The sequence below is a fragment of the Xanthomonas sacchari genome (genome assembly GCF_040529065.1).
Lineage (GTDB): Bacteria > Pseudomonadota > Gammaproteobacteria > Xanthomonadales > Xanthomonadaceae > Xanthomonas_A > Xanthomonas_A sacchari.
In genome coordinates this window covers 575,260-588,115 of record NZ_CP132343.1, presented here as the reverse complement: position 1 = coordinate 588,115, position 12,856 = coordinate 575,260, and the positions used below count along the sequence as shown (strand labels likewise).

7 protein-coding genes are annotated in these 12,856 nt (G+C 69.2%); 3 read left to right on the top strand and 4 right to left on the bottom strand.

Features of this window, described 5'->3' with window-relative positions; translation table 11 throughout:
• Window positions 1-171 precede the first annotated feature (171 nt).
• Window positions 172-1,653: a glycine betaine/L-proline transporter ProP gene (gene proP, locus RAB71_RS02520; RefSeq protein WP_010343081.1), complete on the top strand. Its 1,482-nt coding sequence runs from the start codon at window positions 172-174 to the stop codon at window positions 1,651-1,653.
• Window positions 1,654-2,067: 414 nt separating this feature from the next.
• Here proP and RAB71_RS02515 read toward each other — a convergent pair whose 3' ends face one another.
• Window positions 2,068-4,281: a hypothetical protein gene (locus RAB71_RS02515; protein WP_081481975.1), complete on the bottom strand. Its 2,214-nt coding sequence runs from the start codon at window positions 4,279-4,281 to the stop codon at window positions 2,068-2,070.
• Window positions 4,282-4,630: 349 nt separating this feature from the next.
• On the opposite strand from RAB71_RS02515, the gene RAB71_RS02510 reads away from it, so the two are divergent.
• Together RAB71_RS02510 and RAB71_RS02505 are read left to right on the top strand one after the other, a co-directional pair.
• Window positions 4,631-6,151 (top strand): acetyl-CoA hydrolase/transferase family protein, encoded by a 1,521-nt coding sequence (locus RAB71_RS02510; RefSeq protein ID WP_010343079.1) that lies wholly within the window; start codon window positions 4,631-4,633, stop codon window positions 6,149-6,151.
• 29 nt (window positions 6,152-6,180) lie between these two features.
• Window positions 6,181-7,344, top strand: coding sequence for an AAA family ATPase (locus RAB71_RS02505; RefSeq protein WP_010343078.1), 1,164 nt, complete (start codon window positions 6,181-6,183; stop codon window positions 7,342-7,344).
• Window positions 7,345-7,524: 180 nt separating this feature from the next.
• On the opposite strand, the gene RAB71_RS02500 is transcribed toward RAB71_RS02505, so the two are convergent.
• The 3 genes from RAB71_RS02500 to RAB71_RS02490 all read right to left on the bottom strand — a co-directional run bounded on the left by RAB71_RS02500 (window position 7,525) and on the right by RAB71_RS02490 (window position 12,691).
• A complete protein-coding gene (locus RAB71_RS02500; RefSeq protein WP_052470978.1) occupies window positions 7,525-7,872 on the bottom strand; it encodes a GIY-YIG nuclease family protein in 348 nt (115 codons plus the stop codon).
• A gap of 346 nt (window positions 7,873-8,218) precedes the next feature.
• Window positions 8,219-9,292: a 3-deoxy-7-phosphoheptulonate synthase gene (locus tag RAB71_RS02495; RefSeq protein ID WP_010343076.1), complete on the bottom strand. Its 1,074-nt coding sequence runs from the start codon at window positions 9,290-9,292 to the stop codon at window positions 8,219-8,221.
• Between the two features lie 504 nt (window positions 9,293-9,796).
• Complete coding sequence (locus RAB71_RS02490; RefSeq protein ID WP_010343075.1) at window positions 9,797-12,691, bottom strand: TonB-dependent siderophore receptor; 2,895 nt, start codon at window positions 12,689-12,691, stop codon at window positions 9,797-9,799.
• Window positions 12,692-12,856 lie beyond the last annotated feature (165 nt).

The window sequence follows — 12,856 nt, the reverse complement described above, 5'->3', positions numbered from 1 at the left end:
TGCGCCGCCCGCTCCGTCCTTCGATCCTGCAGCGCCGTGGAGTTGACGCGGCCATCCGGGATCGCCCCCGCAGACCAGTGCGGCGCCTGTTGCGCCCTGTCGTTCCGTCTTGCTTGCCTGCCGCGTGCAGGCTGGGGGTCATGACCTCACCGTTTCAGGACAGGAGAAGACATGTCGGAGTTCCACGCCCATTTCGGATGGTTCAAGCGCCGCCGCCAACTGCATGTGGAAGAAGTCACCGTCGTCGACAAACCCATGCTCAAGCGGGCCGTCGGCGCGGCGGCGCTGGGCAATGCGATGGAATGGTTCGACTTCGGCGTGTACGGCTACCTGGCCGTGACCCTGGGCCACGTGTTCTTTCCCAGCACCAACCCGACCGCACAGCTGATCGCCACGTTCGCGACCTTCACCGTGGCGTTCCTGGTGCGCCCGCTGGGCGGGCTGGTGTTCGGCCCGCTGGGCGACCGCTACGGCCGGCAGAAGGTGCTGGCCGCGACCATGATCCTGATGGCGCTGGGCACGTTCTCGATCGGCCTCATCCCCTCCTACGAGCGCATCGGCATCTGGGCGCCGATCCTGTTGCTGGTGGCGCGGCTGGTGCAGGGCTTTTCCACCGGCGGCGAATACGGCGGCGCGGCGACCTTCATCGCCGAGTACTCCACCGACCGCAACCGCGGCTTCATGAGCAGCTGGCTGGAGTTCGGCACGTTGGGCGGCTACATCGCCGGCGCCGCCACGGTGACCGCGCTGCACTTTGCGCTGAGCGATGCGCAGATGCACGATTGGGGCTGGCGCGTGCCGTTCCTGATCGCCGGCCCGCTGGGCCTGCTCGGCCTGTACATGCGCATGAAGCTGGAGGAAACCCCAGCGTTCCAGGCCTATGCCGAAGAGGCGGAAAAGCGCGAGCACGATGCGCCGGGCCTGGGCGCGCTGTTCCGCGTCCATTGGCCGCAGTTGCTCAAGTGCGTTGGCCTGGTGCTGGTGTTCAACGTCACCGACTACATGCTGCTGACCTACATGCCCAGCTATCTCAGCGTCACCATGGGCTATGCCGAGAGCAAGGGCCTGCTGCTGATCATCATCGTGATGCTGGTGATGATGCCGCTCAACGTGCTCGGCGGATTGTTCAGCGATCGCCTGGGCCGCAAGCCGATGGTGATCGGCGCCTGCATCGCGCTGCTGGTGCTGGCGGTGCCGTGCCTGCGGCTGGTCGGCACCGGCAACGACTGGCTGATCTTCCTCGGCCTGATGCTGCTGGGCGTGGCGCTGGTGTGTTTCACCAGCTCGATGCCATCGACCTTGCCGGCGCTGTTCTACACCCCGGTGCGCTACAGCGCGCTGTCGATCGCCTTCAACGTGTCGGTGTCGCTGTTCGGCGGCACCACGCCGCTGGTCACTGCGTGGCTGGTCGAACGCACCGGCGATCCGCTGGTGCCGGCCTACTACCTGATGGGCGCGGCGGTGGTCGGCATCGCGACCATGGTCTTCGTGCGCGAAACCGCCGGCCTGCCGCTGCGCGGTTCGCCGCCGGCGGTGGCCAGCGAAGCCGAGGCGCATGCGCTGCTGCGCAGCGACGAGCCGCTGACCGTGGACCCGACCCGCCCCGAACTGCCGCCGTCGCCGCACGCGACGTCGCAGGCGATGCCGACCTGACCCGAGCGCCGGCTGCGCGCGCTGCGGCGCAGACATCCACGGAACGCGACCCGCCAATGTCGCTGTCACGGATGCGTGTTATCGATACCTCACGTCAGGCCATCGCATCGCCTGCCGCGGCCAGTCCCGGAAACGGGCAATAAAAAAGCCCGCTGGCAGCGAACTGCTAGCGGGCCTTGCTCCCTCCCCCACGTCGGGATGCAGGGCGATCTTGGGCGTTTTTTTGAGACATTGCACGCTGCAGTGCAAAACGATACTGGGCGGTACATTCTGCGGCGTTGGGGGAATGGAGAAACGGGAAAAGGGAATGGGAAAAGCGGGCGGACGTGCACCCTGCGCGTGCCTGCACATTTCCAGCGCCGCGATGCATTGCCTACCTTGCCTACGCAGGAGCACGACGCGTTCGTCGTCGCATCAGGGCGATGCCGCCGGCGCCGGCGCCTCCGGCAGCCACGCCGGCTGCCGGTCGTACCACTCGCGCGCACCCAGCAGATGCCATTGCCGCTGTTCGCCGCGCAGCGCCACGCCCACGCCGAGCACGCCCCAGCGCGCGTACAGATCGCCCTGCGTGCCGGCATCGCCCACGCGCAGACGCGCGCGCAAGGCCACGCGTTCGTTTTCTGCCGCGACCCGATCCAGCCACAGCGCGTCCTTGCGCCAGCGCAGTTGCCCGCTGGCCTGCAGTTGCCCGGCGTCGGCCAGCTTCAGCAACCACGCCGGCGCATCGCTGTGCTGCGCGAACACCGCCAGCACCGGGCCGGCGTCGCGCATCTGCATCTGTACCTGCGCATCGGCCTGCACCGGCGCCGCTGCGGCGATACGGCCCTGCGGAATGCGCAGCGTCGCCCACCAGTCTCCCTGCCTGGGCTGGGTGCCGTAGCGCACGCCCTGCAGGCGCAGGGTGCTGCCGCTCAGATCGAAGCGCTTGTCCTGCAGCTCGGCGCGCCGCAGCCGCGCGTCCAGGTCGAGATTGCCGGCCAACTCCAAACCCGCGGTCTGCAGCCGCGCCTGGCGGCCGAGTACGCGTACGGTGCCCTGGCCGACCTGGCCGGACGCGTCCAGCTGCAGGTCGCCGCTGAGCCGGCCATCGCCGCCGAGCACGCGCACCTGCGCCGCCGGCAGGTAGCGGTTGTAGGCGCGCAGATCCGGCACGCGCGCGTCGGCAAAGCGCAGCCGCGCCTGCAACGAGTCGCGCAGGGTGGCCAGCGCGCCATCGCCCTGCAGATTCAGTTGCAGGTTCTCGCCTTCGACGAAGCTGGCCTTGGGCTCGGCCAGCGGCGCCAGCGCGAAGCGACGCATGCGCACGTCCAGTTGCGTGCGCGGCCGGTCGGCCGTGCCGACGATGCGCCCGGCCGCCTGCGCCTTGCCGCTCAGGCGTACGCGCATGATCTCCGCCACCGCCTGCACGTCGGGCACGTCGAGGCGGCTGCCCGGCTGCAACGCGCCCTGCCGCAGGTGCAGATCGGCGGCGACGTCGCCGCCGCCGTCGAGCTGGAACCACGGCTTGCGCACCAGCAGGTCGCTGATCCAGTTCAACGATTCGAAATGCCAGCGTCCCTGCACGCGGCCGGAGGTGCGCGGCAGCAGCGCCGCCGGGTCGTCGAACGGCACCTGGCGCCCGGCGATGTGCAGATCGGCATCGAGCATGCTGCGCGGATCGACCTGGCCGGGCAGGCGCGCACGCGCGCGGATGTCCTCGCCTTCCACGTCCAGCAGCAGCGTCAGCACGCCGCGATCGGTGGCGCCGACACCGGCATGCAGCGGCACCCGCCAGTTGAGCGTGCTGCCGGGCTGCAGCGCGCCGCGCAGCAGGTGCAGATCGGCCTGCACGTGGCCCAGACCGGGTTCGGTGCTCAGCTTGGTGGTGTCGCCTGCGGTGTCGATGCGCAGGGCCACGCTGCGTCCGTGCACGCGCAGCGCCAGGTCGGTGATGCCCAGCTTGCGCAACCCTGGCGCCTGCGCGCGGTAGTGGCGCGGGAACGAGAAGCGCGCGTCCAGCGTGGCCTGGTCGGCGATCTGGCGCTTGCCGTAGCGCACGCTGGCGTCCTCGAACACGATCTGCGAGGGGAACAGTTCCGAGGGGCCGCCACGCAACTGCTTGAGGAAACCGACGGTGCCGTGGCCCTTGCCCTCGACCGCAAAATCGCCGAAGCGCGCACGGCGCAGCGTGCCGCTGTGGATCGCGTCGAAGCGCAGCGTCCAGCCCTGGTCGCTGGGCGGCGGTGGCGGGATCATCTCCTCGACGCGGTCCATCTCGCCGATCACGTTCACCGCTTCCATCCACGGCAGGCGTACCTCGCGATGCAGCAGCGGCAGCAGCGCGATGCGCGCGCTGGCGCGGTGGGCGCGCACCTGCCAGACATTGCGCTGCACGTGGCCGCGCATGCGCACGTTCCAAGCGGTGATGAAGCCGGGCAGCACGGTGATCGCCGGCCCGGTGTGCATGCGGAACTTCTCCGGCTTGCGGTTGGTGGCCAGGTCGAACAGCGGCGTGTTGAGGAACACGTTGCCGGCCAGCAGATACAGCAGGTAGGCGATCAGCAGGCCGCGCAGGAGCAGGCGCCAGCCGCGCGGCAGACGCCGGTAGCGTGCGTGGACGGCGGTCAGCGGGCGGGCGAAAGGCGGCACCGCCGCACTATCGCCGCGGCGTGGCGTGGAGCGCGTGAAAGCGACGGTGGCAGACACCCGGTGTTGCGCCGACTGCATGCGCGTTGCGTCCTGCCGTCGCAAGCCAGAGCCCACCAGGAGAGCGGAGAAGCCAGCGCCCCTCTCCCACCGGGAGAGGGGTTGGGGTGAGGGTCCGGCGCGCGAAGCGCCGCACACATCGCACACGCCGTGGCGTACATCCTCATCGCTGCGTCCGTTGCGCCCGCATGCGCCGCCGCGCGGCAGGCGCAGAAAGTGGGGACGCACCCCAGCGCGAGCCCCGGCCCGATCCGCGATAATTGCCCTCCCCTTCCCACGCCCTGGTCGCCGCATGTCCGCCGAACGCATCCTCCATCCCCGCCTGCGCGAGCGCGTCGTCAGCGCCGAGGCCGCGGCGGCGTTGATCCAGCCCGGCGAGACGGTGGCGATGAGCGGCTTCACCGGCTCCGGCTATCCCAAGGCGGTGCCGATGGCGCTGGCGCAGCGCATCGAGGCGGCGCACCTGCAGGGCCAGTCGTTCAAGATCCAATTGCTGACCGGCGCCTCCACCGCGCCGGAACTGGACGGCGCGCTGGCCAAGGCCGACGGCATCGCCCTGCGCATGCCGTTCCAGTCCGACCCGGACGCGCGCCAGCGCATCAACGCCGGCACGCTGGACTACATCGACATCCACCTCAGCCACGTCGCCCAGCACGTGTGGTTCGGCTTCTACGGGCAGATCGACACCGCGGTGGTGGAAGTGGCCGGCATCCGCGAAGACGGCAGCCTGATCCCGTCGACCTCGGTCGGCAACAACAAGACCTGGCTGGACCTGGCCAAGAAGGTGATCGTCGAGGTCAACGACTGGCAGCCGGCCGGCATCGACGGCATGCACGACGTGTACTACGGCACCGCGTTGCCACCACACCGCAAGCCGATCCCGCTGCTGCACGCCGACGACCGCATCGGCGAGCCGTCGCTGCGCTGCGACCCGGACAAGATCGTGGCGGTGGTGCGCACCCACGGCCCCGACCGCAACAGCCCGTTCACTCCCGCCGATGCCACCAGCCAGCGCATCGCCGAACACCTGATCGCGTTCTTCCAGCACGAGGTCGGCAAGGGCCGGCTGCCGCCGAACCTGCTGCCGCTGCAGTCCGGCGTGGGCAACATTCCCAACGCGGTGCTGGCCGGGCTGGCCAGCAGCGGCTTCCGCGACCTCAGCGCATTCACCGAGGTGATCCAGGACGGCATGCTCGACCTGTTGCGCAGCGGCGTGTTGAAGGTCGCCTCGTGCACCGGCTTCGCGCTGAGCCCGGAAGCCAACGAGGAGTTCAAGCGCAACATCGACTTCTATCGCGAGCGCATCATCCTGCGCACGCAGGAAATCTCCAACCATCCGGAACTGGTGCGGCGGCTGGGCTGCATCGGCATGAACGGCATGATCGAGGCCGACCTGTACGGCAACGTCAACTCCACCCACGTGATGGGCAGCCGCATCATGAACGGCATCGGCGGCTCCGGCGACTTCGCGCGCAACGGTTTCCTGTCGATCTTCCTCAGCCCCAGCACGGCGAAGCATGGCAGCATCTCCTCGATCGTGCCGATGGTCAGCCACGTCGACCACACCGAGCACGACGTCTCCATCATCGTCACCGAGCACGGCCTGGCCGACCTGCGCGGCCTGCCGCCGCGGCAGCGCGCGCAACAGTTGCTCGCGCACTGCGTGGACCCGAGCTACCGCGCGCAATTGCAGGACTACTTCGACCGCGCCCTGCACGCCAGCTACGGCAAGCACACCCCGCACCTGCTGCCCGAGGCGCTGTCCTGGCACCAGCGCTGGCTGGATACCGGTACCATGCACGCCGGCGGCTGAGCGGCGCCGGCAGCGGGTATGCTGCGCCGATGCTGACCACCCTGGCGGTTTCCTCCTATCGCTCCCTGCGCGAGCTGGTGCTGCCGCTGGCGGGGCTGACCCTGATCACCGGCGCCAACGGCAGCGGCAAGTCCAACGTCTACCGGGCGCTGCGCCTGCTCGCCGACACCGCCCAGGGCGGAGTGATCGCCGCACTGGCCCGCGAAGGCGGCTTGCCGTCGGCGCTGTGGGCCGGCCCGGAGACGCTGAGCCGCGCGGTCCGGCGCGGCGAGCATCCGGTCGAGGGCACGGTGCGGCAGCAGGCCGTCGGCCTGAAATTGGGCTACGCCAGCGACGCATTCGGCTATGCCATCGACCTGGGCCTGCCGATGCCGTCGGCGTCGGCCTTCGGGCTGGATCCGCAGATCAAGCGCGAATGCATCTGGGCCGGCCCCTGGCTGCGCCAGTCCAACCTGCTGGTGGACCGCAACGGGCCGGCGGTGCGCCTGCGGACCCAGGACGACGGCTGGACCGATGCCGGCGCCGGCATCGCCAATTTCGACAGCGTGCTGGCGCAGTTTTCCGATCCGCGCGCGGCACCGGAGATGCATGAGGTACGCGAGAACATCCGCCGCTGGCGCTTCTACGACCACTTCCGCACCGATGCCGCGGCACCGGCTCGCATGGCGCAGATCGGCACGCACACGCCGGTGCTGAGCAACGACGGCGCCGACCTCGCCGCGGCCCTGCAGACCATCCTGGAGATCGGCGATGCCGACGGCCTGCATGCGGCGGTGGACGATGCCTTCCCCGGCGCACGGTTGACGATCGAGGTGCATGCCGGCCGCTTCGACCTGGCGATGCACCAGCATGGCCTGCTGCGGCCGCTGTCGGCGGCGGAGTTGTCCGATGGCACCTTGCGCTATCTGCTGTGGATCGCCGCCCTGCTGAGCCCGCGCCCGCCGGAACTGCTGGTGCTCAACGAACCGGAAGCGAGCCTGCATCCGGACCTGCTGCCGGCGCTGGCGCGGCTGATCGGCAGCGCCGCGCGGCAGGCGCAGATCATCGTGGTCTCGCATGCCAGCCGGCTGATCGCGGCGCTGGAGCAGCAGCCGGACTGTCTGCACCACCTGCTGATCAAGGAGCACGGCCGGACCGACGTCGCCGGCCTGCGTGCGCTCGATCGGCCGGCATGGCATTGGCCCAGCCGCTGAGGCGGGGTGTGCATCGGGTGTGTCTGCTGCGTACAGCGGCATTCCCGATGGGGCGATTGTCGCGTCGTTCGCGTCCGTCGCGTCGGGACTGAAGTCCCTCCCACAGTGCTGCCCTCTTGCATCCGAAGTCCGCGCGAATGTGCGGCATCGTCGTAGGAGCGGCTTCAGCCGCGACGGGCTTTACCGGTCACGCCTGTCGCGGCTGAAGCCGCTCCTAAACACCGCTGCGGATTCGGCTGTCGTTTGCAGGTTGTCGGCGCCAGGTGCGGGGTCGGGCGCGGCGAGGAAGGCGAGCTTGCGGCCGCGCGGCAAGCGCTTGAGTGCGTATTCGGCGCGCGAGGCGGCGGCGCGGTCGGGGTAGGCGCGACTGGCCAGCAGCCGTACCGGCGGGTTGGCGCGGGTGTACTTGGCGCCGGCGCCGCGCAGGTGCGCCTGGAAGCGCGCCTGCAGGTCCGGGGTGATGCCGGCGTAGTAGCTGCCGTTGCGGCATTCGAGCAGATACAGGAACCAGGGCGAGTCGGCGGCCATGCAGGCATTATCGACACGGTGGCCGGTTTCGCCAGCAGGCGATCGCCGCTGCGTTTCCATCGGCGGCAAATTGCGACGAACGCAGGCTCCGGCGCACCACTTCGACCTCCCGCGCTGAACCAGCGACAACAGCTCTTAACGCCGCGCCAACACCTTGCCAGCCGCTGCCACACACCGGCATACCGTGGTCACCGGATGGGCGGATAACGTCTTCACCGGCACGCAGCCGTCGATACCGAAGCTCTCTCCCTTCGCATTCGGCGGCGCGTCCGGCCCCTCTTCCGGGCCTCCCCCGCCCCCACGCACGCAGCCGGTCAGGCGGCGTGCGCTTCTCCATCCACCGAGCTCAGGCCGCCTGCGCCACGCGCGCCTGGCGCCGCGCGCGCACCGCCTGCGCCAGCCGCTCGAGCACCTGCACCGAGGTGTCCCAGTCGATGCAGCCGTCGGTGATGCTCTGGCCGTAGACCAGCGGCTGGCCCGCGACCAGCTCCTGGCGGCCACCACGCAGGTGGCTCTCCACCATCGCGCCGACGATGCGGGACTGCCCGGCCTCGAGCTGGCGCGCGATGTCCTCGATCACCTTGGGCTGGTTGTCCGGGTTCTTGCCGCTGTTGGCATGGCTGGCGTCGACCATCAGCCGCGCCGGCAGGCCGGCCTTCTCCAGTACCTGCGCCGCCGCGGCGACGCTGTCGGCGTCGTAGTTGGGCTGGGTGCCGCCGCGCAGGATCACGTGGCAGTCCGGGTTGCCGGCGGTGGCCGCCACGGCGGTCTGCCCGTCCTTGGTCACCGCCAGGAAATGGTGCGGATGCGAGGCCGCGCCGACCGCATCCACCGCGATCTTGACGTCGCCGCTGGTGCCGTTCTTGAAGCCCACCGGGCACGACAGGCCCGAGGCCATCTCGCGGTGCACCTGGCTCTCGGTGGTGCGCGCGCCGATCGCGCCCCAGGCCACCAGGTCGGCGATGTACTGCGGCGAGATGATGTCGAGGAACTCCACGCCGGCCGGCAGGCCCAGGCGATTGATGTCGCGCAGCAGGCCGCGCGCAAGGCGCAGGCCCTTGTTGATGTCGAAGCTGCCGTCGAGGTTGGGGTCGTTGATCAGGCCCTTCCAGCCGACCGTCGTGCGCGGCTTTTCGAAGTACACCCGCATCACGATCTCCAGCGCATCGCCGTAGGTCTCGCGCAGCGGGCGCAGGCGCTGCGCGTACTCCATCGCCGCGACCGGGTCGTGGATCGAGCAGGGGCCGATCACCACCGCCAGGCGGTCGTCGCGGCCGTGCAGGATCTCGTGCAGCGCCGCGCGCGCGGCGGTGACGGTCTGCGAGGCCTCCTCGTCGCAGGGCAGCAGCGCCTGCAGCTGGGAGGGCGGAGTCAGCGGTTCGATCTTGCGAATGCGCAGATCGTCGGTGTGCGGGGCCATGTGCGTGTCTCGTCGGGGGGCTGGGTGGGGGCCAGATCCGGCGGCATGAAAAAAGCCGCCAGGTTCGCTGGCGGCTTTCGGGATTGCGGCTGAAGTTTCCTTCAGGGTGAACGCGATCCTTCCTCCGCCAGCGGCATCGGAAAACCGTAATACCAAAAGTAAAAGCTGCGGCAGGACGCGTTCATGGGACGTAGTGATAGCACAGGGTTTGCGGCAGCGCCACAGTTGCATCAGCAACTTGTGGAGCAGGGAAAGGGGAACCGGGAATGGGGAATCGGGAAAGCGGTTCAACGCGGCGGTAGGGCCATGATGTCGCCGTCATCGCGTAGGAGCCTTTGACGCGTGGGTTCTTACGTGGCGCTGCGCGCTCCGGCCCCTCACCCCAACCCCTCTCCCGGAGGGAGAGGGGCTGAAGCGCGCTCCTGCCGCATGTTGCGCAGCACCTGGTCGACTTCAGCGCTGACCAAAACCAATCCCGAATCCCTACTCCCGAATCCCGGCCCCTCAGAAATCCAGCACATATTCCGCCGCCACCTCGCGGCCGATCGCGTCGTACAGGGTGGTGTTGTAGAACTGGTAGCCGTAGTAGCGCTCCTTGTTGTCGTAGCCGACGGTGTTGAGCACGTTGTTGATGTACAGGTTGACCTTCATCTTCGGGGCGATGCGGTAGCCGGCGGTGAGGTTCCAGTACAGCGCCGGGCCGACGCGGCCGAAGTAGCGGGTGGTGCTTTCGCCGAAATGGCGGTTGGCGCTGTCGGTGACGCGGCAGGCGTCGGAGGGGCTGGGCTGGTAGCCGTCGTCGAAGCGGGTGCAGGTGCCCCAGTTCACCGCCTGGGTGGAGCCGAAGCGCTTGGCGTACACGGTCAGGTCCAGCGGGCCGCCGTTCTCCCAGTGCACGCTGCCGCGCAGCTTGCTGCGGATCTTCTGGTCGCGCAGGTTCTTGTCGTCGTCGGTGCGGTAGGTCTGCTCGTGGTAGCCGATCAGGTTGTTGTAATCCAGGGCGAAACTGAAGTTACCCCAGCGCGCGGTGTTGAGCCGGTACTTCAGCGAGGCATCGACGCCGGACACGTGCATCTGCGCGATGTTGATCGGTCCCTGCTCGATGCCGGTAACGCGACCGTCGGCATCGCGCGCCACGCGCGAGAGGATGCGCGCGCAGTATTCGGCACCGCCGGGATTGACCCACACGCCGCCGGCGGTGGTCAGGCCGGTGCGGCAGCCGGCTTCGGCGCTGAGCACCTCGTCGCGGTTGAGGTCCTTGATCATGTCCTGCAGCCGGATCTTGTAGTAGTCCGCGGTCAGCGACAGGCCCTCGGCGATGTCCCAGACGAAGCCGGCAGTGACCGAGCGGCCATGCTCCGATTCCAGGTCCGGGGTGCCGCGGCGATTGACCTGCATCAGGTAGAACACGTCGCTGTTCTCGGCGCTGCAGCCGCCGGTGAGGTAGTAGCCCTTCTGGATGCAGCGGTACTGGTCGATCACGGTCTGCTGGGTGGAACTGGGCTCGCCGAGCACGTAGTGCATGTCAGGAGCGCGGAAGCTGGTGGCGACGCTGCCACGCAGCAGCAGCGTGCTAAGCGGCCGCCACTCCAGGCCGGCGCTCCAGGTGGTGTCGCGCTGGGTGCCGATCGCCGCGCCCAGGTCGCTGCCGTAGGCGCGGTAGTCGCCGTAGCGGTCGTGACGCGCGGCCAGGCTGGCGTTGAGCTTGGACAGCAGCGGCACGTCGAACTCGATGCCGCCGGAGTAGCGCAGGCGCTCGCCGCCGCCGTAGTCGACCACGTCCAGCGGATAGCAGGTGTTGGCGCAGGGATCGGGCGACAGCCGGTAGCCCTGCTTGGCCACTTCGCCGACCGCGGCGAACTTGATCGGCCCGGCCCAGCCCTGCAGCAGCTCGCCGGTGATGTTGGCGCTGGCCTGGTTGACCCAGGAATCGGCGCGGTTGTGCGCCTTCACCGCCAGGTCGTTGTACTGCGCGCCGGTCAGCGGCTGGTACCAGCGTTCCTCGTTGAGATCGTAGATCGGCGTGCCGTCGGCGGTGCTGCCCAGCTGCGGGCCGAGGAAATAGGCGGTGGCCTTCTGCGTGTCCACGGTACGCACGTATTCGTCCACGGTGTAGCGCGCGCGGCCCACCGCCACTTCCCAGTCGAAGCGATCGGCGAGGCGGCCCTTGAGGCCGGCGCTCAGGTCCCAGGACAGTTCCTTGGTGGTGTTGGCCAGGTTCTTCCAGCCGCCGGATTCGAAGCGGGTGAGCTGGCGGATCGCGTACAGGTCGCGGTCGCTGCCGGTGTCGTGGAACGGGCCGAGGTAGACGTAGGGTGGGTCGTAGGTCCAGTAGCCCAGGCTCTTGGTCGTGGACAGCGTGCTCCAGGCCTGCACGCCGTTGTCGAAGTCGAAGGTGCCGTACAGATAGGCCGAGCCGCTGTCGCCGCCGCTGGCGGCCAGCCAGTCGGCGTAGTCGTGGGCCATGCCGCAATAGCCGCCGAGGTTGCGCACGGTATCGCTGTTGTAGTCGTAGCTCAGCCGCTGCGCATCGATGAACTGGCCGCCGAAGCGTGCGCAGGTGCCGCTGGGCGGCGCCAGGCGCGTGTTGTTGCCGGCGTCGACCAGGCTCAGGCCGGTGAACGGATTGAAGCCGTACTTGCGCGCCTGCGCGGTCCAGTTGCTGTAGGACTCGTCGTCCTGGTCGTCCATCTTCGGCCGCTCGCCGACCGAGAGCGGATCGCGCCGGGTCCACTGCAGCGCGTAGGTCAGATTCCACTTGTCGCCGCTGCGCCCGCCGACCCAGGACAGGTCGACCACGTCGCGCCCGCCGGCGGTGGCAGTGCCGCCGCGCAGGCGCACCTGGTTGCCTTCGTAGCCCTGCTTGAGGATCACGTTGATGACGCCGGCGACCGCGTCCGAGCCATAGATCGCCGAGGCGCCGCCGGTGAGGATCTCGATGCGTTCCACCGCCGCGGACGGGATGTTGGCGTAGTTGGCGAAGTTGCTCTCGCCGGCGTAGGGCTGCGGGTAGTCGGCGACGCGGTGGCCGTTGACCAGCAGCAGCGTGCGTCCGGGACCGAGGTCGCGCAGGCTCACCGGCGAGGCATTGGGCGTGTGCGAGCCGTATTTGGTGTCGGCCTCGACGCTGCCCTGCTGGTTGAGCGTGCTGAGTACGTCGTAGACGGTGAGGAAGCCTTCCTGCTGGATCTGCTGCGCACTGATCGTCAGCACCGGTTCGGCGCCCTCCACTTCCGAGCGCTTGATCCGCGAGCCGGTGACCACGACCTGGCCCAGGTCGGTGGCGGCGGCCTTGGGCGCGGCGGTGTCGGCATCGGCGTCCTGCGCGTGCGCCTCGCTGGCGCCGTACAGCGCCAGCACGATGCCGAACGCGAGGGTGGTGAGTGGGCGACGTGGCATGCGGTGTCCTCTGCAGCGGATGGAAGCGACGCCGTGCACGCACGACGTCCGGCGTCCCCTTCGCTGCGCCGCGCCCACGACCGTGCGCGCATGCCGCAGGCACACGCCACCCTGCGCCGGTCGCGACGCACAGAAGAAGACGAACATGCGGGCGTGCAGATCCCC